This is a genomic window from Streptomyces sp. NPDC034103 (assembly GCF_055575395.1).
Genome location: NZ_JBVISS010000018.1, coordinates 1 through 25678, shown reverse-complemented (window position 1 = coordinate 25678; position 25678 = coordinate 1). Strand labels below are relative to the sequence as shown.

Sequence of the window (25678 nt, the reverse complement as noted above, 5' to 3'; positions counted from 1 at the left end):
CCGCGCGCCTACAGCCAGCCCCGGTTCTTGAACATCCGGAACAGCAGCACCTCCAGGGCGGCCATGACCACGATCACGGCCGGGTAGGACCACACCCAGCGCAGTTCCGGCATGTGCTCGAAGTTCATGCCGTAGACCCCCGCGATCATCGTGGGGACCGCGGCCATGGCCGCCCACGCGGAGATCTTCCGCATGTCGTCGTTCTGCCGGACGCTCATCTGCGCCAGATGCGCCGACAGGATGTCCGACACCAGGCGGTCGAGGCCCTCCACGGACTCGTTCACGCGCGTGAGGTGGTCGTTGACGTCCCGGAAGAAGGGCCGCGCCTTCTCGTTGACGAACGGCACCCCCGAGCCGAACTGGCCGACGGCCGCCAGCCGGGTCAGCGGCAGCGCGAGCGGGCCGGTGGCCCGGCGGAACTCCAGGATCTGCCGCTTGAAGTTGTAGATGCGGGACGCGGTGTGGCGCGAGCCGCCGCCGTCCGGCGAGAAGACCTCCGTCTCCAGCTCCTCCAGGTCCGTCTGGAGCTCCGTCGCCACGTCCAGGTAGTGGTCGACCACGGCGTCCGAGACGGCGTACAGCACCGCCGTGGGACCCTTGCCCAGCAGCTCCGGCTCGTGTTCCAGCCGCTGGCGCACGTCCGCGAGCGGGGAGCCCTCGCCGTGCCGGACGGTCACCACGAAGCCGTCGCCGAGGAAGAGCATGACCTCGCCGGTGGAGACCGTGTCGCTCTGCGGCTCGTACACCACCGGCTTGAGGACGACGAAGAGCGAGTCGTCGTAGACCTCCAGCTTGGGCCGCTGGTGCGCCTTCAGGGCGTCCTCGACCGCCAGCGGGTGCAGCCCGAACTCCCGGGTGACCAGGTCGAACTCCTTCTCAGACGGCTCGTGCAGCCCGATCCAGACGAAGCCGCCCGCGCCCCGCGCCTGGTCGAGGGCGTCGGACAGGTCCTCCGGGCCGTCGGCCCGGTGCCCGTCGTGGTAGATGGCACAGTCCACGATCACGCTGCGTATTCTCCCGTCGCTCGGCGGCCGGCGCACGCGTGCGTGCGCCTACCCTGGGCCGCATGCCCACGTTGATCCTCGTCCGGCACGGACGATCCACCGCCAACACCGAGGGACTGCTCGCCGGATGGACGCCCGGGGTCGCCCTGGACGAGCGCGGCATCGCGCAGGCCGCCGCGCTGCCGGGACGGCTCGCCCAGCTGCCGATCTCCGAGGTCGTCAGCAGCCCGCTCCAGCGCTGCCAGGAGACGATCCGGCCGCTGCTGGACGCCCGCCCCGGACTGAGCGCCCACACCGAGGAGCGGATCGGGGAGTGCCACTATGGCGACTGGTCCGGCCGCAAGCTCGCCGAGCTCATGGACGAGCCGCTGATGGAGGTCGTCCAGGCGCACCCGTCGGCCGCGGCGTTTCCGGGCGGCGAGTCGATGCGGGCGATGCAGACCCGCGCGGCGGAGGCCGTACGTGAGTGGAACGCGCGCGTGGAGCGCGACCACGGCTCCGACGCCGTGTATCTGATGTGCTCGCACGGCGACATCATCAAGTCGCTCGTCGCGGACGCTCTCGGACTTCATCTCGACCTCTTCCAGCGGATCTCCGTCGAACCGTGTTCCATCACAGCGATCCGTTACACCCGTCTGCGGCCGTTTCTCGTACGTCTCGGTGACACCGGTGATTTCACCTCGCTGGCGCCGCGCGAGGAGCCGGCCGGCGGTGACGCCACGGTCGGTGGTGGTGCGGGCGCACCGTGATCGTCGGGCGCAGTAGGGTGAAGCGGTCGAAGCAGCGCCGTACCCACGATTCCAATGGAGACAGGACGTGTCCCGTCAGGTGTTCCTCTACGACCCGCCGGAGCGTTTCGTGGCCGGCACGGTCGGACTGCCCGGGCGCCGTACGTTCTTCCTCCAGGCCTCCGCCGGCCCCCGGGTGACCAGCGTGGCCCTGGAGAAGACCCAGGTCGCCGCGCTCGCCGAGCGGATGGACGAACTGCTGGACGAGGTCGTGCGCCGCAGCGGCGGCATCGCCGCCGTGCCGGCCATGGCACCCACCGAGGTGTCCGACACCGCCCCGCTGGACACCCCCGTCGAGGAGGAGTTCCGCGTCGGCACCATGGCCCTGGCCTGGGACGGCGAGGAGCAGCGCATGATCGTCGAGGCGCAGGCCCTCGTCGAACTCGACGCCGACTCCGAGGAGGACCTCGCCGAGGCCGAGGAGCGGCTCCTGCAGGACGAGGAGAACGGCCCCCCGATGCTGCGGGTCCGGCTCACCGGCGCGCAGGCGAGAGCCTTCGCCAAGCGTGCCCTGGACGTCGTCAACGCCGGGCGGCCGCCGTGTCCGCTGTGCAGCCTCCCGCTCGACCCGGAAGGACACGTATGTCCGCGCCAGAACGGATACCGCCGCGGAGCGTGACCACGGCAGAGCTGCTCACCCGCGGTGAGCTGACCGTGCGCGGACAGATCCGGGACGCCTCCAACGCGGTGCTGCACTGCTCCGTCGCCTACGAGGGCCGTGAGGCCCTGTGCGTCTACAAGCCGGTGCGCGGCGAGCGCCCGCTGTGGGACTTTCCCGACGGCACCCTCGCCCAGCGGGAGGTCGCCGCGTACGAGGTCTCCGAGGCGACCGGCTGGGGGCTCGTCCCGCCCACCGTGCTGCGTGACGGGCCCTACGGCGAGGGCATGGTCCAGCTGTGGATCGAGGCCGGGCCGGGCCCGGACCTGCTGGCGCTCGTCGACGCGCAGGAGCCGGGGCCGGGCTGGAAGGCGATCGGGTTCGCCGAGGTGGGGGACGGAAAGACCGCCCTGCTGGTGCACGCCGACGACGAGCGGCTGCGGCGGCTCGCCGTGCTCGACGCCGTGATCAACAACGCCGACCGCAAGGGCGGCCATCTGCTGCCCGCCGGGGACCGGCTGTACGGCATCGACCACGGGGTCACCTTCAACGCCGAGAACAAGCTGCGCACGCTGCTGTGGGGCTGGGCGGGGGAGCCGCTGCCCGGCGAGGCCGTCGACGTGCTCAAGGGCCTCAGGGAGGCGCTGGCGGGCGAGCTGGCCACCCGGCTGGCCGAACTGATCACACCCGCCGAGCTCGACGCCACACGCGCGCGTGTCGAGTCCCTCCTCACCACCGGCAGGCACCCGGAACCGAGCGGCGAGTGGCCGGCCATTCCCTGGCCGCCGGTGTAGGAGCAGAGCGGGTGGCACCGTGCCCCGCAGGGGCGCGGGGAACCGCGCGACCAGCCCCCACCGGCCGGCGGTTTCGTCACGGCTACCCCTGCGGAGCGTTCCGCGCAAGACCGCCTTACCGGCCATCCGGCCCGGTCCGGTTCGTATGCGGAACATCCGTCCGGTTAGGCTCATGACATGCATGCCTGGCCCGCTTCCGAGGTCCCCGCCCTGCCTGGTCAGGGCCGCGACCTGAGGATCCACGACACCGCGACCGGCGGTACGGTCACCCTCGACCCCGGTCCCGTCGCCCGTATCTACGTCTGCGGCATCACGCCGTACGACGCGACCCACATGGGTCACGCGGCGACCTACAACGCGTTCGACCTGGTTCAGCGCGTGTGGCTCGACACCAAGCGGCAGGTGCACTACGTCCAGAACGTCACCGACGTCGACGACCCCCTCCTGGAGCGCGCCGAGCGGGACAACGTCGACTGGGCCGCCCTCGCCGAGAAGGAGACGGCCCTCTTCCGCGAGGACATGACCGCCCTGCGGATGCTGCCCCCGCGCCACTACATCGGCGCGGTCGAGGCGATACCCGGCATCGTCCCGCTGGTGGAACGGCTGCGGGACGCGGGCGCCGCGTACGAGCTCGAGGGGGACGTGTACTTCTCCGTCGAGTCCGACCCGAACTTCGGCAAGGTGTCGGGCCTGGACGCCGCCGCCATGCGGCTGCTGTCCGCCGAGCGCGGCGGCGACCCGGACCGTCCGGGCAAGAAGAACCCGCTCGACCCGATGCTGTGGATGGCCGCCCGCGAGGGCGAGCCCAGCTGGGACGGCGGCTCGCTGGGCCGCGGCCGCCCCGGCTGGCACATCGAGTGCGTCGCCATCGCCCTGGACCACCTCGGCATGACCTTCGACGTCCAGGGCGGCGGCTCCGACCTGGCCTTCCCGCACCACGAGATGGGCGCCTCGCACGCCCAGGTGCTCACCGGCGAGTTCCCGATGGCCAAGGCCTACGTCCACGCCGGCATGGTCGCCCTGCACGGCGAGAAGATGTCCAAGTCCAAGGGCAACCTGGTCTTCGTCTCCCGGCTGCGCTACGACGGCGTCGACCCGGTCGCGATCCGGCTCGCCCTGCTGGCCCACCACTACCGGGCCGACTGGGAGTGGACCGACCAGGTGCTCCAGGACGCCGTGGCCCGGCTCGGCGCCTGGCGCGCGGCCGTGTCCCGGCCCGACGGACCGCCCGCCGACGCCCTCGTCGAGGAGATCCGCGCGGCGCTCGCCGACGACCTCGACGCCCCCACCGCGCTCGCCGCGGTCGACCGCTGGGCCGCGCTCCAGCAGGCGCAGGGCGGTACCGACGAGGGCGCCCCCGGCCTCGTCTCGCGCGCCGTGGACGCGTTGCTCGGCGTCGCGCTGTAGACACCCGGCACCCGAAGGGCGCTTCCTCCGAGCGGAGGAAGCGCCCTTGGTTCTGCCGGCTCCCGGTGGTCACAAGCGCGGAATCCGGACACCGCGCAGCACGTTCGGTGACTGGGCGTCCCGATGACCTGCCGCGGCCTTTCCTCGCTTCCGAACAGCGGTTCAGAACAGCGGTTCAAGCGTGAGCGGTGGACAACCAGGCATTCCAACGGGCCCTCGTCCAGCCCGTGTTCGGCAACTCGCTTCAAAAGAAGCTGAATTGGGTAACGGGTGCAATCCGTCCTGAATCAGATGTCACGCAGCAATCCGGCCAAGGACTGCGGTGGTCATCGTCATGTGATGGGGTGGGGGCGTCTGTTGACCGTTCGGCCGGCCACCGCCGGCCCCTTGGCAGAAGGACGCACAGTGGCACCCACAGACCGTTCCTTCGCACGTCGAAGACTGCTCACCGCGACCGCGGCGCTGACGGGAGCAGCGCTGCTCGGCGGCACCGCACACGCGGCCGGGACGCCGAAGAAGGCTGCCTGGCCCGACCGGTTCCCGCTGCCCGACGGCTTCCAGCCCGAGGGCATCGCCATCGGGACCAAGCCCTTCGGCTACTTCGGTTCCCTGGCCGACGGCGCCGTCTACCGGGCGAGCCTGGCCACCGGCCGGGGCTCGGTGATCAGCAAGGGCCTCGGCGAGGGACACCCCACCGTGGGCCTGAAGATCGACCCGCACGGCCACAGGCTCTTCCTCGCCGGCGGCGACAGCGGCGAGATCCGCACGGTGGACGCCCGCTCCGGCGCGATCGAGAAGGTGTACGCCACCGGCGGCACCTTCGTGAACGACGTGATCCTCACCCCGGGCGCCGCCTGGTTCACCGACTCCTTCAAGCCGCAGCTCTACAAGCTGCGCCTCGGTGGGCACGGGGAACCCCTGGACGTCGAGACCGTTCCCCTGACCGGCGACTGGGTCCAGGGCGACGACTTCACCGCCAACGGCATCGAGCGCACCCCCGACGGCCGCGCGCTGCTCGTGGTGAACGCCTTCGCCGACGGCGGCACTCTGGAGCGCGTCGACCCGCGCACCGGAGTCGCCCGCGCCGTGGACCTCGGGGGAGCGAAGATTCCCAACGGGGACGGTCTCCTGCTGCTCGGCAGGACCCTCTACGTGGTCCAGCAGGCGCAGAACGCGGTCGACGTGTTCCGGCTGAACGCGGCCGGCACCAAGGGCACGACGATCACCCGGATCACCGACCCGCGCTTCCGTATCCCGACCACCGCGGCGGCCTGGGGCGACCGCATCTACCTGCCCAACGCCCGCTTCGACGTGGACCCGACGCCCACCACCGACTACGACGTGGTGGCGGTACCGCGGGTCTGAAGCGGCAGGAGGGCGGTGCGCGTCATACGCACCGCCCTCCTGCCACCCAAGCACTCAGCCCAAGCGCTCAGCCCAAACACTGACCAGGCATTCAGCCCGAGCCGTCGGCTCGGGCCTCCGCCCGATGCCATCGGCCCGAGGCGCTCGGCCTCCGCCTCAGTCCTCAGACGAGTCGGCCGGGCCCTCGTCGTCCGCGCCGCCCGGCCTCGGCGGCTTCGGCGGGCGCGTACGACCGCTGGGGTTGTCCCGCAGATACGACGTGCCCTCGCCGCCCTCGGTCGCGTGACCACCGGGCGGGGTCGGGCCGCCGCCGTCCCGTCTGCGCAGATACCGCTCGAACTCGCGGGCGATCGCCTCGCCCGACGCCTCCGGCAGCTCCGCGGTGTCCCGGGCCTCCTCCAGCGTCTGCACGTACTCGGCGACCTCGGTGTCCTCGGCGGCCAGCTGGTCCACGCCCACTTGCCAGGCGCGCGCGTCCTCGGCCAGCTCGCCCAGCGGGATGCGGATGTCGATCAGGTCCTCGAGCCGGTTCAGCAGCGCCAGCGTCGCCTTCGGGTTGGGCGGCTGCGACACGTAGTGCGGTACGGCCGCCCAGAGGCTGACCGCTGGTACGCCCGCGTGCGTGCACGCCTCCTGGAGGACGCCGACGATGCCCGTGGGGCCCTCGTACTTGGTCTCCTCCAGGTCCATCCGCTGGGCCAGGTCCGGGTCGGACGTGGTCCCGCTGATCGGGACCGGACGCGTGTGCGGGGTGTCGCCGAGCAGGGCGCCCAGGATCACCACCAGCTCCACGCCCAGTTCGTGGGCGAAGCCGAGCAGCTCGTTGCAGAACGAGCGCCAGCGCATGGACGGTTCGATACCTCGGACGAGTACGAGGTCGCGCGGCTTGTCACCGCCGACGCGGACCACGGAGAGCCGGGTCGTCGGCCACGTGATCTTCCGCACTCCGGCATCCATCCACACCGTGGGCCGGTTCACCTGGAAGTCGTAGTAGTCCTCGGCGTCCAGCGCCGCGAACACCTCGCCCTTCCACTCCCTGTCCAGGTGCGCGACCGCGGTGGAGGCGGCGTCGCCGGCATCGTTCCAGCCCTCGAACGCGGCCACCATGACCGGGTCGATCAGCTCGGGAACCCCCTCGAGCTCGATCACCCAGTGCCTCCTTCCGACGTGCCCTCACGTACGCCCCAACCTTACGGCGTCCAACGGGGGCGTCCGCAGCCCCCTTGCACGGGGGAGTGAACGCATCACTGCCCCGTCTGCCGCCCCGGAACACCCCCAGTGATCCGAGCTGTGCCGGGACGACCTGCACGGCTGTCCCGGACGTCGCCCCCTGACGCGGGTAGACGTCCGACGATCGGGGAGCCGTTGCTCACAGGGTCGAACGCAGCCACTGCTCCACGCTCGCGATGTGCACCGTGGCCCAGGAACGGGCCGCCTCGGCGTCCCGGTCGCGCAGGGCGGCCAGGATCATGCGGTGTTCGTGGAGGGTGCGGCTGACGGCGTCCTCTTGGGTGAGGCCGCGCCAGACACGGGCCCGGGTGGTGGGCCCGGAGAGACCGTCGAGGAGGGAGCAGAGCACGGAGTTGCCGGAGCTCTGCACGATGCCCCGATGGAAGTCGAGGTCGCAGGCGACCAGTTCCTCCACCGAGGGGGCCTCACCGAGCTTGGCCAACTGGGCCGACAACGCGTCCAGTTGCTGTTCGCTGATGCGCAGGGCCGCCATGGAGGTCGCGGCCGGCTCCAGGATGCGGCGGACGGCGAGGAACTCGAGAACGGTGTCGTCGCGGTGGAAGTCCACCACGAAACTCAGCGCCTCCAGGAGGAGTTGAGGGTCCAGGCTGGTCACATAGGTGCCGTCGCCCTGGCGCACGTCCAGGATCCGGATCAGCGACAGGGCGCGCACCGCCTCCCGCAGGGAGTTGCGGGACAGCCCGAGTTCGGCGGCGAGTTCGCTCTCCTTGGGCAGCCGGTCGCCGGGGCGCAGGGCGCCCGAGACGATCATGCCCTTGATCTTCTCGATCGCCTCGTCGGTGACTGCCATGCCCGGCCTCCCAGTGGTTCCCGCACGCCCGGTTCGGGGCCTGCGAACGTCCCGTCAAGACATCCGATGTCTCACATCATTATGGGGCCGACCGGCCGATCGGCCGAACAGGATGCCCATGGCCCGCTCGGGCACCACCGCCCAGGTCGGCGATCACCACCCACTCGTCCAGGGTGCGGACAGACGAGAGAACGGGGACGGGTCAGCGTCGGCGGCCGTCACCGGCACGGCGGCACACCGGCACGGCGGCACACCGGCACACTGGCACACCGGCCGAAGTCGAGGAAGCGCCGCTTGAGCAGCACGGGCGTCCTCGCTCGTCTCGGTATGCGGACTGATTGCCGGGCCCTGGCATCCGTTTCCGGACACTTGCCCGATTGTCTCGAACTGTGGTTCCCCCAGGTCATGTACCGTGACCGGACACCACCGGAACATCAGGAGTGTCCCGATATGCCCCAGGGATTGCGTGCCGTCGAGTGGACCGGCGACGGTCTCGCCCTCATCGATCAGACGCTGCTCCCGCACCGCGACGAGACGGTGGCTGTCCGCGATGTGGACACTCTGGTCGACGCGATCCAGCGGCTCGTGGTCCGCGGCGCCCCCGCGATCGGCGCGGCCGGCGCGTACGGCGTCGCCCTCGCGCTGGTGCAGGGGGAGCGCGAGGGCTGGTCGGTGGCGCAGGTGCGCGCCGCCGTCGCACGCATCCGGGAGGCCCGGCCGACCGCCGTCAACCTGATGGTGTGCGTGGACCGCGTGATGGCCCGCTTCGACGAGGGCCTGGGCGCCGTCCTGGAGGAGGCCGTCGCCGTCCAGCGCGAGGACGTCGAGGCGAACCGGGCGATGGGCGCCCACGGTGCCGACTGGCTGCTCGAAACGGTGGGCGTGGAGCGGCCGTTGCGCATCCTGACCCACTGCAACACGGGCGCCCTCGCGACGGCCGGCTGGGGCACGGCACTCGGCGTCATCCGCGAACTCCACGCGCGCGGACGCCTCGACGTCGTCTACGCCGACGAGACGCGTCCGCTGCTCCAGGGATCCCGGCTCACCGCCTGGGAGTTGGTCCAGGAGGGCATCGCGCACTACGTACAGGCGGACGGCGCCGCCGCCGGGACCATCCTGCGCGGCGAGGTCGACGCGGCGATCGTCGGGGCGGACCGTATCGCCGCCAACGGCGACACGGCGAACAAGGTCGGCACGGTGGGGGTCGCGCTGGCGTGCGCCGACGCGGGCATCCCGTTCCTGGTGGCGGCGCCGACGACGACCGTGGACCTCGCCACCAAGACCGGCGACGAGATCCACATAGAACTCCGGGCCGAGGCCGAGGTGTTGGAGTGGGGCGGCGTGCGGACGGCGCCCGCCGAGTCGCGCGGTCACAACCCCGCCTTCGACGTGACGCCGGGGCGGTTGGTGACGGCGCTGGTGACCGAGCGAGGTGTGCTGGAGGTGGCGTCCGGCCAACTGCCGGGCGAGTACCTGACGTGACGAGAACGTGACGAGAAGGGGACCCCCGCCGCCGAGGGCCCCCTTCCGTGTGCTCAGCGCTGCGACAGCTCCAACTCCAGCAGCCACTCCACGACTTCGGTGTGATGCCGGGCCTGACGGGGATCGGCACCCCACACATACAGTCCGTGCCCCGCGACCACCACCGCCGGCATCCGCGCATCACGCGCCGCCTCCAGCCGGTCCCCGAGCACCTTCATGTCCTGGCTGTTGGCGATGACCGGCAAGAGCACCTCGACGTCGTGCGCGGGCTGTCCGACGCCCTTGAGCATCTCCAGGTCCCGCAGGACGATCCCGCCCGGTTCCCGACGCCCCATGGCCACCGAGGCGACCGTGTGCACGTGCACCACGGCCCCGGCGCCGGTCAGCGCCGCCACGCGCGCGTGCAGCTCGGCCTCCGCGGACGGCTTGCCGCCCCGTACCGCGGCGCCCTGCCCGTCCACCAACACCACGTCGGCGGGGGTCAGTTCCCCCTTGTCACGGCCGCTCGCGGTCACCGCGAGCCGCAGCGGGTCACGGCTGAGGACGACGGACAGATTGCCGGAGGTGCCCCGCATCCAGCCGAAGCCGGCGAAGCGCGCGGACTCGGCGGCGAGGACCACCCCCGCCTCCTCCAGGTCCCGTTCGGTGATCTCGGCGGTCATACGGTGCTCCCGGTGGTGCTGAGGGTGATCTCGTCGAACGCCGCCGCCTCGGCGTGGTCGCCGACGCCCTGCGCGTAGTACGGCTCCCCGGGCCGCCGGACACCGACGGTGTGCCAGCCGGCCGCACGGGCCGCGTCCAGCTCGCCGGGACGGTCGGAGAGGAAGAGAAGCCTCGCGGCCTCGACACCGGTCGCCGCCGCGATCCGGCGGTAGGACTCCGGCTCCTGCTTGGGGCCGGCGTTCTCGGTGTCGTACAGGCCCGAGACGAGCGGGGTGAGGTCGCCCTGCGGGCTGTTGGTGAACCACGCCCGCTGGGCGGCGACCGAACCGGACGAGTAGACGTACAGCCCGATCCCCGCCGCGTGCCACGCCCGCAGCCGCGGGACGACATCGTCGTAGAAGTGGGAGACGAGGTCACCGCGGGCGAAGCCCTCGGACCAGATGACGCCCTGGAGGGTCTTCAGCGGTGTGGCCTTGCGGTCCTCGTCGAGCCAGGCGATCAGGGCCTTCTCGACCGCGGCCGCGTCCGCCGCCGGGTCGCCGAGCGCCTCCCGGACCTGCGCGACCGCCCGGGCCACGTCCGGATCGTCGCCCCGCTCGGCCAGCAGCGCGCCGAAACGGGAGCGCGAGTACGGGTACAGCACGTCGACGACGAAGCCCGTGGCGCTCGTGGTGCCCTCGATGTCGAGCACCACGGCGTCCACGTCGTGCACCACGCTCATGCGGAGGCCTTGTCCGCCTCGTAGCCCGCCGCGATCGTGTCGTAGTCCGGGAAGCGGGAGGCGATCGTCGAGCCGGTGAAGGTGCCGATCCAGCCGTCCTCCTCGTGGAAGAAGCGGATCGCGGTGAACGACGGGTTGGTGCCCATGTCGAACCAGTGCGTGGTGCCGCGCGGCACGCCCAGCAGGTCGCCCTTCTCGCAGAACACCGCGTGCACCTCACCGCCCGCGTGGAGGTAGAAGATGCCCGAGCCGGAGACGAAGAAGCGGACCTCGTCATCGTCGTCGTGGGTGTGCTCCTGGAGGAACTTCTCGCGCGCGGCCTTCGCCTTCGCGGGGAACTCCGGGTCGTCGCTGGGGTGCAGGCCGAGGACGTCGACCGTCGTGAAGCCCTCCTCGGCGTTCAGCCTGTCGATCTCCGGGCCGTACGCGGCGAACACCGTGTCGCTGTCGGCGTCGAAGGGGACGTCCTCGCGGACCGGCCACTGCTCGTAGCGCACGCCGAGCGGCTTGAGGGCCTCGGCGATCTCGGCGGGGTCCGAGGTGCGGCGGACCTGCGTCTCGGGGCCGGACTCGGACCAGGTGGTCAGCAGGGTCATGGGAACAACTCCAGGAGTCTGGAAGGGATGTCCGGATACCGAGACAAGCACCGGACGGGCGGGGGAGGAAGAGGGCGGTGACGGGACGGGCGAGGCGGGCGGTCAGCCGCGACACAGCGCGCCGGGACAGCGGCGCATGCCGGTCCTACGCGTCGCTTTCGCGCCAGCTGTCGTCATCAGGGCCTCACAGTGCCGGGTCGGTGCCGGTCCCGCGATGCTAACGCGTGCCGTGACCTGCGGCGGGTGTGACCTAGTCGTTGTCTCACTCCCTGAGAAACCGCTTTCAAGCTTTGACGTATGGCCGAAATCTTTCTCATGATCTGCGTATGAAGACGCTGCTGCTCGTACGGCGGCTGTACGTGGACCTGCTCCGGTCGACCACGGCCCGCTGTCGCTGACCCCTCCCGGAGCCCCGGCCCGCCCGCCCCTCTGTGCGTCGGCGCATCACGACACCCCTGCTCCGGGTCGAGCACCCCTTTCACCTCCCCGACACCTGGAGCCCCGTCATGCCCCGCACCCGTCTGCCCCTCGCCGCGCTCTCCCTCGCCTCGCTCTCCGCGCTCGTGCTGTCCGGCTGCTCGCAGTCCACGGACGCCTCGAAGGACACCGGTGACACCGCCGCCTCCGCCTCGGCCGCCACCGGCAAGAAGCCCGCCCCCTTCAGCGCGGGCGCGGTCAAGGTGGCCCTGGTCCGGCAGAGCGGCGCCGGTGACTACTTCGAGCAGTGGGGCAACGGCGCCAAGGCGCAGGCCAAGGCCCTCGGCATCGACCTGACCGTGTACGACGCACAGGCCGACAACGCCAAGCAGGCCACCGACCTGTCCTCCGCCATCAACTCCGGCGCGAAGGCGATCATCATCGACCACGGCTTCCCGGCGACCATCCAGCCGGAGATCGACAAGGCCGTGAAGAAGGGCATCAAGGTCGTCGTCTACGACGTCGAGACCTCCACGAAGGGTGTCGTCTCCACCAAGCAGGACGACGCGAGCATGGCCAAGGCAGTCCTCGACGTGATGGCGAAGGACCTCGGCAAGAACGCCAAGGTCGGCTACGTCAACGTCGCCGGTTACGCCGCCCTCGACAAGCGCGACTCGGTGTGGAAGGGAACCGTCGACAGCAACGCCTGGAAGCAGGAGTTCAAGGTCGGCAAGGTCACCGACTCCACCGCCACCGACAACGTCCCCCTGGTCTCCGCCGCGCTCACCCAGCACTCCGACGTGACCGGCGTCTTCGCCCCCTACGACGAGCTCGCCAAGGGCACCGTCCTCGCCGTCCAGAACAAGAAGCTCCAGGGCAAGGTGAAGGTCTTCGGCGCGGACGTCTCCAACGCCGACATCCAGCAGATGACCGCCGCCGACAGCCCCTGGGTCGCGACCGCCGGCACCGACCCGTCCGCCGTGGGCGCCGCCGTCGTCCGGACGACCGCGCTGGAACTGGCCGGACAGCTGGACAAGACCTCCGTCCAGTTCCCGGCCGTCGCCATCACCCAGGACTTCCTCAAGAAGAACAAGATCGCGAACATGGACCAGCTGCGTGAGGCGCTGCCCGCGCTGAACCTGACCCAGGTCTCGACCGCGGACTGGATCTCGAATGTCGCCCACTGAGACGGCAGGTGAGGAGGCCGCCCCGGCCGCCCCGGCCGTCGCTCTCACCGACGTCAGCATGGCCTTCGGCGGCAAGACGGTCCTCGCCTCCGTCTCCCTCGACATCGCCCCGGGCAGCGTCGTCGCGCTGCTCGGCGCGAACGGCGCCGGCAAGTCCACGCTGATCAAGATCCTGTCGGGCGTGCACACCGACCACGGCGGCGAGGTACGGGTCGCCGGGCAACCCGCGGCACTCCAGTCGCCGCTCGCCGCCCGCCAGTTGGGCATCCAGACGGTGCACCAGCGCATCGGCGAGGGCATCGTGCCCGGCCTCACGGTCGCCGAGAACCTCGTCTTCGAGGAACTCGCGCAGCGCCGCGGCAACCCGTTCCTCAACAGCGGCACGCTGCTGGCGCGCGCCCGGGAGATCCAGACCGGCCTCGGTCTGGACTGGAGCGACTCCCTGCTGCGCCGAGACGTCACCGAACTCGGCATCTCCGACCGCCAGTTGCTCATCCTCGCCCGCGCCCTGGCCACCCGCCCCCGGCTGCTCATCCTCGACGAGCCGACCTCCGCGCTCTCCGCCGCCGAGGCCGAGCGCCTGTTCACGCTCGTCGAGAGGATGCGCGACGACGGCATCGCGGTCCTCTACGTCTCCCACCGCCTCGGTGAGATCGACGCCCTCGCCGACCGCCTGGTCGTCCTGCGGGACGGCCGTCTCACCGAGGACCAGGCCAAACCCTTCGACTGGGACGCCGCCCTGCGCGCGATGCTCGCCCAGGCCCAGGAGGCGACGACGGCCCGCCCGGTGCGCGAGGGCGCCGCCGGCGAGGTGGCCCTGTCCCTGCGCGGCGTCCGCCTCTTCGAGGGCCGGGCCCCACTGGACCTCGACATCCGGGCCGGCGAAGTCACCGGCGTCGTCGGCCTGTTGGGCGCCGGCAAGACCGAACTCGCCCGAGGGCTGTTCGGCGCCGAGCTCTTCACGACCGGTTCCGTCGCCCTGGACGGCACGCCGTACGCGCCGAGGAGACCCTCCGACGCGATCCGGGCCGGCGTCCACCTCGTCCCCGAGGACCGGCACGCCGACGCCCTCATCCCCGGCTGGTCCCTGGCCCGGAACATCTCGCTGCCGTTCCTGAAGTCGCTGTCCAGGGCGGGGCTCGTCCAGCGGGGAAGGGAGGACGCCCTCGGCCGCGACACCATCGAGGCCCTCGGAGTCGTCGCCCGCGACGAGCACAGCACCGTCGAGGAACTGTCCGGCGGCAACCAGCAGAAGGTCGTCGTCGGCCGCTGGCTCGCCGAGACCCCCCGCGTCCTCATCCTGGACGAGCCGTTCCGAGGCGTGGACATCGGCGCCCGCCGGGACATCGGCCGCCGCGCCCGCGCCCTCGCCGCCGAGGGCGCCGCCGTGCTCGTCCTGTCCGCCGACGTCGACGAGGTGCTCGAGGTCGCCGACCGGGTCGTCGTGCTCGCCGCCGGTGAGATCCACCTCGACGCGTACGGCGAGGCCGCGGAACGCGACCGTGTCATCCAGACCATCTCGGCGTCCGTGTGACCCCGGCTCCCTGAGGAACTACGCCATGACGACCACCCAGAGCACGGAAGTCCCCACGAAGGCGGCGCTTCCGCCCGCCGACTCCACCGCCCTACGGGTCCAGAACGCCGTCATCAAGTACGGCTTCATCTTCGTGACGGTCGCGCTCTTCCTGTACTTCGCGCTCAGCGAGGGCTCCTTCCGCGAGTCCGCCACCCTCCTCGACACCCTGCGCTATGTCTCCGTCGCCGCGATCCTCGGCCTCGGCGTCACCCTCACCATGGCCGTCGGGGGAATGGACATGTCCGTCGGCGCGGTCGCCGGGCTCGGCGTCTCGGTCGCGGCCCAGACGATGGTCGTCCAGAACCAGGTCGGCACCGTCGCCATCGTCGCCGTCCTCGCCGCCGGCGCCCTCGCGGGCCTGCTCAACGCGCTGCTGATCGTCGTCCTGAAGATCCCCGACATGCTCGCCACCCTCGGCACCATGTTCGTCATCCAGGGCGGCAAGCTCATCCTGGTCGACGGGCAGTCGATCACCCCGGGCATGACCCTGGACGACGGCACCACGGCCCCCGGCAGATTCACCGCCGGGTTCCTGCGCATCGACCGCGGCACGGTCCTCGGCGTCCCCGTCTCGGTCCTGATCTTCGGCGGCCTCACCCTCGCCGCCTGGGTCTTCCTGGCCCGCACCCGCTGGGGCCGGGTCCTGTACGCCATCGGCGCCAACCCCGAGGCCGCCCGTCTCGCGGGCATCCGCGTCGGGGCGTACCGCTGTCTCGCCTACGTCCTGTCCGGCGTCCTCGCCTCCATCGGCGGGCTGATCCTCGCCTCCCGCATCGGCCAGGGCGACGTGAGCGCCGGCACCTCCCAGCTCCTGGAGGCGGTGGCGGTGGCCCTGGTCGGCACCTCGGTCCTCGGCCGGGGGCGCCCGAACGTCTGGGGGACGGCCCTCGGCGCGGTCCTGATCGGCATCATCACGACCGGCCTGACCATCAAGGGCCTGCCCTACTACACCCAGGACGTCGTCGAGGGCGCGGTCCTCATCCTCGCCCTGGTCTTCAGCTTCACCCTGTCCAAGCGCCGCACGTCCTGAGGAGAGCCATGGGCTACCGCATCCTGGAGACCGACGACATCCCGGGCTACCTGCACGAGCGGGGCCACTGGGACAACCCGGCCGACGTCGCCGTCCGCGAGGTCTCGGACGGCAACATGAACAGGGTCTTCCTCGCCTCGAACACCGACGGCACCCGCAGCCTCGCCGTCAAGCAGGCCCTGCCCTGGGTCCGGGTGGCCGGCCCGTCCTGGCCGATGAACCCCGACCGCGCCGACGCCGAGGCACGCGCCTACGAGCAGGTCGCGCGGGTCGCCCCGGACAAGATCCCGGCGATCCACGGGTACGACCCCGAGAACTACGCCCTCGTCATGGAGGACATGTCGGACCTGGAGGTCCTGCGTACCCTCCTCAACGAGGGCGCCGCGTACGGTCCGCACACCTCCGCCCGGATCGGCGAGTTCGTCGCCCAGTTCTCCTTCGCCACCAGCGACTTCGGCATGGCCTCCGCCGACCGCAAGGCCCTGATCGCCGCCTCGGTCAGCCCGGAACTGTGCAAGATCACGGAGGACGTCGTCCTCTCCGAGCCGTACATCGAGCACGAGCACAACCACTGGCACGAGCAACTGGACGACCTGGCGCGGGAGTTCCGCGCCGACGCCCGCCTGCGCACCGAGGTGGCCGACCTCCGCCACACCTTCATGACCAGCGCCCAGGCCCTCCTCCACGGCGACCTGCACACCGGCAGCGTCATGGTCGGCGACCGCGACGGCGCCCCCGTCGTCCGGGTCTTCGACCCCGAGTTCTCCTTCGTCGGCCCGATCGGCTACGACCTCGGCCTGTACTGGGCCAACGCACTGGTGTCGGAGGAACGGGCACGGGCGCTGGGCCGGTTGACGGACCACGCGGACCAACTCCGGCTGTCCTGGGAGGCGTTCGAGACGGAGTTCCGCCGCCTGTGGCCGGCCCGTGTCGACACCTTCTTCGACGACGCCTATCTGGACCGCTTCCTGCGCCGTGTCTGGACCGAGTCCGTGGGCTACGCCGGCACGGAGATCGTCCGTCGCATCATCGGCTTCGCCCACCTGACCGACCTGACGACCCTTCCCGACCCGGTCCCGGCGTCCCGCAGGGCACTGCTCCTGGGCCGCGAACTCATCGTCCGGCGCGAGGAGTTGACGTCACCGCAGGCCGTGCGCGCCGTCGTGGCCGCACTCGACTGACCCGCCGCCGAACCACCTCGGGGGCTGCCTGATCCAGGGTCATGCACCCAGGAGGACCCCCGCCACCGACACCGCGGACATACGAACGGGGCGGCTCCATCGGCGTGGAACCGCCCCGTTCGCGTGCCGGCCCCCATAGGGGAGAGGGGCCGTTCTCGGTGGTGCCGGCCAGGGCAGGAAGGGGCCGGCCCGAGGTCTACTTCTTGTCGAGCAGGTCCTGCACCTTGGCGCGGACGTCGTCCGAGGCCAGGCCGCGGATCGTCAGCGTCGTACGGCGGCGCAGCACGTCGTCCGTGGTCTCGGCCCACTCGTTGTCCCGGGCGTAGACGACCTGCGCCCAGATCTCCGGGGCGTCCGGGTGGACGCGCTCGCCCAGCTCCGGGTTCTCGTTCGCCAGCCGCGCGATGTCGAAGGCGAGCGAACCGTAGTGCGTGGCCAGGTGCTTGGCCGTGTCCGCCGCCATGCGCGGACCCGGCGCCGGGTTGTCGACCAGCAGCCGGTGCGCGACCGCCCGCGGGTTCGCGACACCCGGCAGCGGCAGCCTCTTGGGCAGCGAGGAGATCGGCTCGTAGTCGTCACCCAGCGGAGCGCCCGGCAGCGACTCCAGCTGCTTCATGACCGTACGGCCGATGTGCCGGAAGGTCGTCCACTTGCCGCCCGCGACGGACAGCATGCCGCCCCTGCCCTCGGTCACGACCGTCTCCCGCTTGGCCTTGGCGGTGTCACCGGGGCCACCCGGCAGCACGCGCAGACCCGCGAAGGCGTACGTGATGAGGCCACGGTCGAGCTGCTGGTCGCGGATGGAGAACGCGGCCTCGTCGAGTATCTGCGCGGTGTCCTTCTCGGTCACCGTCACGTCCCCCGGGTCGCCCTCGAACTCCTCGTCCGTGGTGCCCAGCAGCAGCATGTCCTCCCACGGGAGGGCGAAGGTGATGCGGTACTTGTCGATCGGGGTGGCGAGCGCGGCCCGCCAGGGCGCCGTCCGCTTCAGGACCAGGTGCGCGCCCTTGGACAGGCGGATGGAAGGAGCCGCGTTCGGGTCCTCCATCTTGCGCAGGTGGTCCACCCACGGGCCGGTCGCGTTCAGCACCAGGCGGGCGTTCACGCCGAACTCGTCACCGGACTGGCGGTCGCGCAGCTCGGCGCCCGTCACCCGGCCCCTGGTGAACCGCAGCCCGGTCACCTCGGCGTGGTTCAGGACCACCGCGCCCGCCTCGACGGCCGCACGGACCGTCATCAGCGCCATGCGCGCGTCGTTCATCTGGTCGTCGCCGTAGACCGCGACGGCCTTGAGGTTGTCGGTACGCAGCTCCGGCACGTCCTGCGCCGCCTTGGCGGGGGACAGGAGGTGGCCGACGCCGTCACCGAACGCGGAGAGCATGGAGTAGGCGAAGACGCCCGCCCCGAGCTTCGCGGCGCCGTGCGGCCCGCCCTTGTACACGGGGAGGTAGAACGTGAGCGGGTTCGCCAGGTGAGGGGCCACCTGACGGGAGACCGCACGGCGCTCGAAGTGGTTCTCCGCCACCAGCCGCACCGCGCCGGTCTGCAGGTAGCGCAGACCGCCGTGGAGCAGCTTCGAGGAGGCGGAAGAGGTGGCACCGGCGAAGTCGCCGGCGTCGACCAGGGCCACCCGCAGGCCGGACTGCGCGGCGTGCCAGGCGGTGGAGATGCCCAGGATGCCGCCGCCGATCACGAGAAGGTCGTACGACGCCTTGGAGAGCTGCTCCCGGGTCTCGGCGCGGCTCGGGTTGGAGCCGGAGGCCGGGCGCGTACCGAGGGCAGGCACGGACTGCAGGGTGGTCTGACTGGTCATTTCGGGTTCTTACTCCTCATCAGAGCGGCTTGAGCCTACGAGTGGCTCTCGTCAGCTCTCTTCGTCCTCGAGCCAGCCCATCGTCCGCTCGACGGCCTTGAGCCAGCTCTTGTACTCACGGTCGCGCTTCTCCGCGGCCATGTTGGGGGTCCACTCGGCGGCTCGGCGCCAGTTGGCGCGCAGGTCGTCGGTGCTGGTCCAGAAGCCGACGGCGAGACCGGCGGCGTAGGCGGCACCGAGGCAGGTCGTCTCGGCGACCATCGGGCGGACCACGGGGGCGTCCACGAAGTCGGCGAGGGTCTGCATCAGCAGGTTGTTGGAGGTCATACCGCCGTCGACCTTGACGGCCGCGAGCTCGACACCGGAGTCCTTCGTCATGGCGTCGGTGATCTCACGGGTCTGCCAGGCCGTGGCCTCCAGGACGGCGCGCGCGAGGTGCGCCTTGGTGACGTACCGGGTCAGGCCCGCGATCACACCGCGGGCGTCGGAGCGCCAGTACGGGGCGAACAGACCGGAGAAGGCCGGCACGAAGTAGGCGCCGCCGTTGTCCTCGACCGACAGCGCGAGCGTCTCGATCTCGGCGGCGGTGGAGATCAGGCCCATCTGGTCGCGCATCCACTGCACCAGCGAACCGGTGACGGCGATCGAGCCCTCGAGGGCGTAGACCGCCTTCTGGTCGCCGATCCGGTAGCCGACCGTGGTGAGCAGGCCGTTGTACGAGTTGACGGGCTTCTCGCCGGTGTTCATCAGCAGGAAGGTGCCGGTGCCGTACGTCGACTTGGCCTCGCCCTCGGCGAAACAGGTCTGGCCGAACAGGGCCGCCTGCTGGTCACCGAGCGCCGAGGCGACCGGGATGCCGCCGAGCAGGTCGCCCAGCTTGCCGCCGGAGACCTCGCCGTAGACCTCGGCGGAGGAGCGGATCTCCGGGAGCATCGACAGCGGCACGCCGATGGACTCGGCGATCTTCGCGTCCCACTCCAGCGTGTGGAGGTTCATCAGCATGGTGCGGGAGGCGTTGGTGACGTCGGTGTAGTGCTTGCCGCCGTTGACGCCGCCGGTCAGGTTCCAGATGACCCAGGAGTCCATGGTGCCGAAGAGGATGTCGCCGGCCTCGGCGCGCTCGCGCAGGCCCTCGACGTTGTCCAGCAGCCAGCGGGCCTTGGGGCCGGCGAAGTACGAGGCGAGGGGCAGGCCCGTCTCGCGGCGGAAGCGGTCCTGGCCGACGTTGCGGCCGAGCTCGCGGCAGAGCGCGTCGGTGCGGGTGTCCTGCCAGACGATGGCGTTGTGGACGGGCTCACCGGTGTTCTTGTCCCACAGGAGAGTGGTCTCCCGCTGGTTGGTGATGCCGATGGCCTTGATGTCGTCCCGGGTGATGCCGGCCTTCTCGATGGCTCCGGCGACCACTTCCTGGACGTTGGTCCAGATCTCGGTGGCGTTGTGCTCGACCCAGCCCGGCTTGGGGAAGATCTGCTCGTGCTCCTTCTGGTCGACGGAGACGATACGGCCGTCACGGTCGAAGACGATGCAGCGGGACGAGGTCGTGCCCTGGTCGATCGCGGCGATGAAGGGGCCGGCGGTGTGCGCGTCGGTCACTGTGTGCTCCTGGGTTTCCGTAAGTAAGGGGGACTGTCTACGACTGCTTGTTCTAAGCGAAAGCGACGTTGTAGATGCCCGCAGCGATCGCGGCGCCGATCAGGGGACCGACGACCGGGACCCAGGCGTAGCTCCAGTCGGAGCCACCCTTGTTGGGCAGGGGCAGGAGGGCGTGCACGATACGCGGACCGAGGTCACGGGCCGGGTTGATGGCGTAACCCGTCGGGCCACCGAGGGACAGACCGATCGAGACGACGACCAGGGCGGTGATCAGGGCGCCCAGGGTGCCCAGGCCGTTGCCGCCGTCGTTGAGGCCCTGCGTGAGAACCGCGAGCACCAGCACGATGGTGCCGATGACCTCGGTGGCGATGTTCTGCCAGGCGACCCGTATCTCGGGGCCGGTGGAGAAGACGCCCAGGACCGGGCCGGCGCCCTTCTCCTGCGCCTCCACGGACTTCGTGACGTTCTCCCGCGCACCCGGAGTGCCGACGATCTCCTCGTCGGTCAGGTGCGCGAGGAACTGGCCGTAGTAGGCGATCCAGACCAGGGCCGCGCCGATCATGGCGCCGAGCAGCTGCCCGCCCCAGTAGATCGGGACGTCACTCCAGGAGATGCCGTCCTTCTTGAGCGCGAGCGCGAGGGTGACGGCCGGGTTCAGATGGGCGCCGGAGAGCGGCGCGGAGGTGTAGACGGCCGTCAGTACGGCGAAACCCCACCCGAAGGTGATGGCGAGCCAACCGGCGTTACGGGCCTTGGAGGCCTTCAGCGTGACGGCCGCGCAGACGCCGCCGCCGAGCAGGATGAGTATGGCGGTACCGATGGTCTCGCCGATGAAGATGTCGGAGCTGGACACCCGCGACTCCTTTGTCCTTCGTCCAGGGGAAGCAGAACCCCGGGTCCCTCCGGTGGTTCGCGTGCCCTCGGGGTGAGAGCGATGCCGGCCCTTGGCGTTGTCACACTCTAGCGCGTATTGCCGGTAGGTGTTCGACAATGCCGACCGATGGACGGGAGTCTCACCCCGGCGTCACATGTGCGTCAAGGGTTCTGTTATCGAAAGCACGATCGTTATTGATTGCCGTGAGCTATCGATCTTCGAACGGGCCATCTGGCGCGACCCACCCGATATGTGCACTTCAGGGTAGGACGAAGGCCGGAACGCCGTCGCGGCGTCCCGGTGGCTCCTGCCGAGTCCTCCGCCGACGGCTCCCGCCGGCTTGCCCCAGGCCCGCTCTAGAAGCGCCCGGCGCCCAGGTCCCGCGACACCGCGCGGGCACAGTCCCGCACCGCCGCGATCAGCTCGGGGCGCAGCTCACCGTCCCGGCACAGCCGCTCCACGGCCCCGGTGACACCCACCGCCCCCACCGGCATCCGCCGCCGGTCGTGAATGGGCGCGGCCACACCGGCGACGCCCTCCCAGGTCTCCTCCACGTCCGCCGCGTACCCACGCGCGCGCGTGATGTCGAGGACGTTCTCGAAGGCGTCCAGCTCGCACACCGTGCGGTCGGTGAACGCCTTGCGGTCGGCCTCCAGCACCTCGCTGTGGGCCACCGGGTCGTACGCCGACAGCACCTTGCCGAGAGCGGTGGAGTGCAGGGGCTGCATGGCCCCGATCTCCAGGACCTGCCGGCTGTCGTCGGGCCGGAAGACGTGGTGCACGATCAGCACACCCTGCTGGTGCAGCACACCGAGGTGGACGCTCTCGCCGCTGGAGCGGGCCAGGTCGTCGGTCCACACCAGCGCGCGTGCCCGCAGCTCGTGCACGTCGAGATAGGTGGTGCCCAGACGCAGCAGCTCGGCGCCCAGCTGGTACCGCCCCGACGCCTCGTCCTGCTCGACGAACCCCTCCAGCTGGAGGGTGCGCAGGATGCCGTGGGCGGTGCCCTTGGCGAGGCCCAGGGCCGAGGCGATGTCCGACAGGCCGAGCCGACGCTCGCCGCCCGCGAGCAGCCGCAGCATCGCCGCCGCCCGTTCGAGCGACTGGATGTTCCGTGCCATCGCCGTCCTGCCTCCGTCCCCTTCGACCGTCGACCCGCGACGTCGCTGCCGCCGTTCGGCAATGTCGAACACTACTAGTCCATGCCGACCAATCGCCAATGGTCGTACACACCTTTGCGTCACCGGTGATCCGCCCGCGTGTCACTCGTGCCCCGCAAGCGACGCGCCCGCCATCCTCGTCCGTCCCGTGGACGCTCTGACCGTCCGGGCCCCGTCCCGGCTACCCTGACGGCGTGCGCCCGCGGTGGGAAGTCCCACGGCAGGAAGCAAAGCCGACAGCCGTCGCACCCTGAGGGAGCCCTTTCATGGCCTCGTTGCCACCGACCCCTTCCGCCGACAGCCGGACCCGCGCGTCCGAGCTCCGTGAGGCCTTCGCCACCCGTGTGGTGGTCGCCGACGGGGCGATGGGCACCATGCTCCAGGCGCAGGAGCCCACGCTTGAGGACTTCGAGCAGCTGGAGGGCTGCAACGAGATCCTCAACGTCACCCGCCCCGACATCGTGCGCGCGGTGCACGCCGAGTACTTCGACGCGGGCGTCGACTGCGTGGAGACCAACACCTTCGGCGCCAACCTCTCCGCCCTCGGCGAGTACGACATCCCCGAGCGCGTCCACGAACTGTCCGAAGCGGGCGCCCGTATCGCCCGCGACACGGCGGACGAGTACGCGGCCCGTGACGGCCGCCGGCGCTGGGTCCTCGGCTCGATGGGCCCCGGCACCAAACTCCCCACGCTCGGCCACACCACCTTCGGTGCCATCCGGGACGCCTACCAGCAGAACGCCGAAGGCCTGCTGGCCGGCGGCGCCGACGCGCTCCTCGTCGAGACCACCCAGGACCTCCTCCAGACCAAGGCCTCCGTCATCGCCGCCCGCCGCGCGATGGAGACAGCCGGATACGACGTCCCCCTGATCGTCTCGGTCACGGTGGAGACGACCGGCACGATGCTGCTGGGCTCCGAGATCGGCGCCGCGCTGACGGCGCTGGAGCCGCTCGGCATCGACATGATCGGCCTGAACTGCGCGACCGGTCCGGCGGAGATGAGCGAGCACCTGCGCTATCTGGCCCGGCACTCCCGCATCCAGCTGTCCTGCATGCCCAACGCCGGCCTGCCCGTCCTCACCAAGGACGGCGCGCACTACCCCCTGTCCGCGCCGGAACTGGCCGACGCGCAGGAGAACTTCGTCCGCGACTACGGCCTGTCCCTCATCGGCGGCTGCTGCGGCACCACCCCCGAGCACCTGCGCCAGGTCGTCGAGCGCGTCCGCGACCTCGCGCCCACCGAGCGCAGCCCGCACCCCGAGCCGGGCGCCGCATCCCTGTACCAGACGGTGCCGTTCCGGCAGGACACGGCGTACATGGCGATCGGTGAGCGGACGAACGCCAACGGGTCGAAGAAGTTCCGCGAGGCCATGCTGGAGGCCCGCTGGGACGACTGCGTCGAGATGGCCCGGGAGCAGATCCGCGAGGGCGCGCACATGCTCGACCTGTGCGTGGACTACGTCGGCCGCGACGGTGTCGCCGACATGGAGGAGCTGGCCGGTCGGTTCGCGACCGCGTCCACCCTGCCGATCGTGCTGGACTCCACCGAGGTCGACGTCATCCGGGCGGGGCTGGAGAAGCTCGGCGGCCGTGCGGTCATCAACTCGGTCAACTACGAGGACGGCGACGGCCCCGAGTCCCGGTTCGCGAAGGTCACCAAGCTCGCCCAGGAGCACGGCGCCGCGCTGATCGCGCTGACCATCGACGAGGAGGGCCAGGCCCGCACCCCGGAGCACAAGGTCGCTATCGCCGAGCGGCTGATCGAGGATCTGACGGGGAACTGGGGCATCCACGAGTCGGACATCCTCATCGACACCCTGACCTTCACCATCTGCACGGGTCAGGAGGAGTCCCGCAAGGACGGCATCGCGACCATCGAGGCCATCCGCGAGCTGAAGCGGCGCCACCCTGAGGTGCAGACGACTCTGGGGTTGTCGAACATCTCCTTCGGGTTGAACCCGGCCGCGCGGATGCTGCTGAACTCGGTGTTCCTGGACGAGTGTGTGAAGGCGGGTCTGGACTCGGCGATCGTGCACGCCTCGAAGATCCTGCCGATCGCCCGGTTCAGCGAGGAGGAGGTGCAGACGGCCCTCGACCTGATCTATGACCGGCGTGCCGAGGGCTATGACCCGTTGCAGAAGCTGATGGCGCTGTTCGAGGGCGCCACGGCGAAGTCGCTGAAGGCGGGCAAGGCCGAGGAACTGGCCGCGCTGCCGCTGGAGGAGCGCCTCAAGCGCCGGATCATCGACGGCGAGAAGAACGGCCTGGAAGCCGACCTCGAAGAGGCCCTCCAGGACACGCCCGCCCTGGACATCGTCAACAACACGCTTCTCGACGGTATGAAGGTCGTCGGTGAGCTGTTCGGCTCCGGGCAGATGCAGTTGCCGTTCGTGCTCCAGTCCGCCGAGGTCATGAAGACGGCGGTGGCCTATCTGGAGCCGCACATGGAGAAGACGGACGATGACGGCAAGGGCACGATCGTGCTGGCCACCGTGCGCGGGGACGTGCATGACATCGGCAAGAACCTGGTCGACATCATCCTGTCCAACAACGGCTACACCGTCGTCAACCTCGGCATCAAGCAGCCGGTGTCGGCCATCCTGGAAGCGGCCGTGGAGCACAAGGCCGATGTGATCGGCATGTCCGGGCTGCTGGTGAAGTCCACGGTGATCATGAAGGAGAACCTGGAGGAGCTCAACTCCCGTGGTCTCGCCGCCGATTACCCCGTGATCCTCGGCGGCGCCGCCCTCACTCGCGCCTACGTCGAGCAGGACCTGCACGAGATCTACGAGGGCGAGGTCCGCTACGCCCGCGACGCCTTCGAAGGCCTGCGCCTCATGGACGCCCTCATCGGCGTCAAGCGCGGCGTCCCCGGCGCCAAGCTGCCGGAGCTGAAGCAGCGCCGGGTGCGTGCGGCCGCGAGCGTCGAGGTCGAGGAGCGCCCGGAAGAGGGCCACGTCCGGTCCGACGTCGCCGTCGACAACCCCGTTCCCACGCCCCCGTTCTGGGACACCCGCGTCATCAAGGGCATCCAGCTCAAGGAGTACGCGTCCTGGCTCGACGAGGGCGCTCTCTTCAAGGGGCAGTGGGGTCTGAAGCAGACCCGCACCGGCGAGGGCCCGTCGTACGAGGAGCTCGTGGAGACCGAAGGCCGACCCAGGCTGCGCGGTCTGCTGGACAAGCTCCAGACGGAGAACCTGCTGGAGGCGGCCGTCGTCTACGGCTACTTCCCGTGCGTGTCCAAGGACGACGACCTGATCATCCTCGACGACGAGGGCAACGAGCGCACCCGCTTCACCTTCCCGCGCCAGCGCCGTGGCCGCCGGCTGTGCCTGGCGGACTTCTTCCGCCCGGAGGAGTCGGGGGAGACCGACGTCGTCGGCCTCCA

The 25678-nt window shown here is 70.7% G+C and carries 21 protein-coding genes; 11 read left to right on the top strand and 10 right to left on the bottom strand.

Features of this window, described 5'->3' with window-relative positions; translation table 11 throughout:
- Positions 1–8: 8 nt before the first annotated feature.
- The gene (gene corA / locus ACZ56U_RS33720) at positions 9–1004 is read right to left on the bottom strand and encodes a magnesium/cobalt transporter CorA (protein ID WP_469087725.1); all 996 of its coding nucleotides are present in this window, start codon (positions 1002–1004) and stop codon (positions 9–11) included.
- 62 nt (positions 1005–1066) lie between these two features.
- Between corA and ACZ56U_RS33715 the strand changes: the two genes are divergently transcribed.
- The 5 genes from ACZ56U_RS33715 (at position 1067) to ACZ56U_RS33695 (ending at position 5956) form a co-directional block, all read left to right on the top strand.
- Positions 1067–1753 (top strand): histidine phosphatase family protein, encoded by a 687-nt coding sequence (locus ACZ56U_RS33715; RefSeq protein WP_469087724.1) that lies wholly within the window; start codon positions 1067–1069, stop codon positions 1751–1753.
- A 67-nt stretch (positions 1754–1820) separates the two neighbouring features.
- Positions 1821–2411, top strand: coding sequence for a DUF3090 domain-containing protein (locus ACZ56U_RS33710; RefSeq protein ID WP_469087723.1), 591 nt, complete (start codon positions 1821–1823; stop codon positions 2409–2411).
- Positions 2375–3184: an SCO1664 family protein gene (locus ACZ56U_RS33705; protein ID WP_469087722.1), complete on the top strand. Its 810-nt coding sequence runs from the start codon at positions 2375–2377 to the stop codon at positions 3182–3184. The genes ACZ56U_RS33710 and ACZ56U_RS33705 overlap by 37 nt, the downstream gene beginning before the upstream one ends.
- Before the next feature lie 177 nt (positions 3185–3361).
- Positions 3362–4591 (top strand): cysteine--1-D-myo-inosityl 2-amino-2-deoxy-alpha-D-glucopyranoside ligase, encoded by a 1230-nt coding sequence (gene mshC, locus ACZ56U_RS33700; protein WP_469087721.1) that lies wholly within the window; start codon positions 3362–3364, stop codon positions 4589–4591.
- A gap of 405 nt (positions 4592–4996) precedes the next feature.
- Positions 4997–5956, top strand: coding sequence for an SMP-30/gluconolactonase/LRE family protein (locus ACZ56U_RS33695; RefSeq protein WP_469087720.1), 960 nt, complete (start codon positions 4997–4999; stop codon positions 5954–5956).
- 156 nt (positions 5957–6112) lie between these two features.
- Here ACZ56U_RS33695 and ACZ56U_RS33690 read toward each other — a convergent pair whose 3' ends face one another.
- Positions 6113–7105: a PAC2 family protein gene (locus ACZ56U_RS33690; protein WP_469087719.1), complete on the bottom strand. Its 993-nt coding sequence runs from the start codon at positions 7103–7105 to the stop codon at positions 6113–6115.
- 220 nt (positions 7106–7325) lie between these two features.
- Positions 7326–7997 carry a FadR/GntR family transcriptional regulator gene (locus tag ACZ56U_RS33685; RefSeq protein WP_469087718.1) on the bottom strand — a complete coding sequence of 224 codons (672 nt, stop codon included), beginning with the start codon at positions 7995–7997 and terminating at the stop codon, positions 7326–7328.
- 450 nt (positions 7998–8447) lie between these two features.
- On the opposite strand from ACZ56U_RS33685, the gene mtnA reads away from it, so the two are divergent.
- Positions 8448–9479: an S-methyl-5-thioribose-1-phosphate isomerase gene (gene mtnA, locus ACZ56U_RS33680; protein WP_469087717.1), complete on the top strand. Its 1032-nt coding sequence runs from the start codon at positions 8448–8450 to the stop codon at positions 9477–9479.
- A 53-nt stretch (positions 9480–9532) separates the two neighbouring features.
- On the opposite strand, the gene mtnB is transcribed toward mtnA, so the two are convergent.
- Genes mtnB through ACZ56U_RS33665 form a run of 3 tightly spaced genes read right to left on the bottom strand, consistent with a single transcriptional unit; the run spans position 9533 to position 11459 of the window.
- Positions 9533–10141, bottom strand: coding sequence for a methylthioribulose 1-phosphate dehydratase (mtnB, locus tag ACZ56U_RS33675; protein WP_469087716.1), 609 nt, complete (start codon positions 10139–10141; stop codon positions 9533–9535).
- Positions 10138–10863, bottom strand: coding sequence for an acireductone synthase (gene mtnC, locus ACZ56U_RS33670; protein WP_469087715.1), 726 nt, complete (start codon positions 10861–10863; stop codon positions 10138–10140). The genes mtnB and mtnC overlap by 4 nt, the downstream gene beginning before the upstream one ends.
- A complete protein-coding gene (locus tag ACZ56U_RS33665; protein WP_469087714.1) occupies positions 10860–11459 on the bottom strand; it encodes a 1,2-dihydroxy-3-keto-5-methylthiopentene dioxygenase in 600 nt (199 codons plus the stop codon). The genes mtnC and ACZ56U_RS33665 overlap by 4 nt, the downstream gene beginning before the upstream one ends.
- A 506-nt stretch (positions 11460–11965) precedes the next feature.
- Here ACZ56U_RS33665 and ACZ56U_RS33660 point away from each other — a divergent pair.
- From ACZ56U_RS33660 to mtnK, 4 genes are read left to right on the top strand one after another with little or no spacing between them, the layout of a single operon-like run.
- The gene (locus ACZ56U_RS33660) at positions 11966–13063 is read left to right on the top strand and encodes a substrate-binding domain-containing protein (RefSeq protein ID WP_469087713.1); all 1098 of its coding nucleotides are present in this window, start codon (positions 11966–11968) and stop codon (positions 13061–13063) included.
- The gene (locus ACZ56U_RS33655) at positions 13050–14597 is read left to right on the top strand and encodes a sugar ABC transporter ATP-binding protein (RefSeq protein ID WP_469087712.1); all 1548 of its coding nucleotides are present in this window, start codon (positions 13050–13052) and stop codon (positions 14595–14597) included. The genes ACZ56U_RS33660 and ACZ56U_RS33655 overlap by 14 nt, the downstream gene beginning before the upstream one ends.
- 25 nt (positions 14598–14622) lie before the next feature.
- Positions 14623–15669, top strand: a complete 1047-nt coding sequence (locus ACZ56U_RS33650; protein WP_469087711.1) for an ABC transporter permease — start codon at positions 14623–14625, stop codon at positions 15667–15669.
- A gap of 8 nt (positions 15670–15677) precedes the next feature.
- On the top strand, positions 15678–16850 hold the full coding sequence (mtnK, locus tag ACZ56U_RS33645) for an S-methyl-5-thioribose kinase (protein WP_469087710.1): 1173 nt from the start codon (positions 15678–15680) through the stop codon (positions 16848–16850).
- Between the two features lie 196 nt (positions 16851–17046).
- Here mtnK and ACZ56U_RS33640 read toward each other — a convergent pair whose 3' ends face one another.
- The 4 genes from ACZ56U_RS33640 to ACZ56U_RS33625 all read right to left on the bottom strand — a co-directional run bounded on the left by ACZ56U_RS33640 (position 17047) and on the right by ACZ56U_RS33625 (position 22251).
- A complete protein-coding gene (locus ACZ56U_RS33640) occupies positions 17047–18663 on the bottom strand; it encodes a glycerol-3-phosphate dehydrogenase/oxidase (protein ID WP_469087709.1) in 1617 nt (538 codons plus the stop codon).
- 51 nt (positions 18664–18714) lie between these two features.
- Complete coding sequence (gene glpK, locus ACZ56U_RS33635; protein WP_391240238.1) at positions 18715–20256, bottom strand: glycerol kinase GlpK; 1542 nt, start codon at positions 20254–20256, stop codon at positions 18715–18717.
- A 52-nt stretch (positions 20257–20308) separates the two neighbouring features.
- Positions 20309–21109, bottom strand: coding sequence for an MIP/aquaporin family protein (locus tag ACZ56U_RS33630; protein ID WP_469087708.1), 801 nt, complete (start codon positions 21107–21109; stop codon positions 20309–20311).
- Between the two features lie 377 nt (positions 21110–21486).
- The gene (locus tag ACZ56U_RS33625) at positions 21487–22251 is read right to left on the bottom strand and encodes an IclR family transcriptional regulator (RefSeq protein WP_391240233.1); all 765 of its coding nucleotides are present in this window, start codon (positions 22249–22251) and stop codon (positions 21487–21489) included.
- 305 nt (positions 22252–22556) lie between these two features.
- Between ACZ56U_RS33625 and metH the strand changes: the two genes are divergently transcribed.
- On the top strand, positions 22557–25678 hold a 3122-nt coding region (metH, locus tag ACZ56U_RS33620), incomplete at its 3' end, for a methionine synthase (protein ID WP_469087707.1).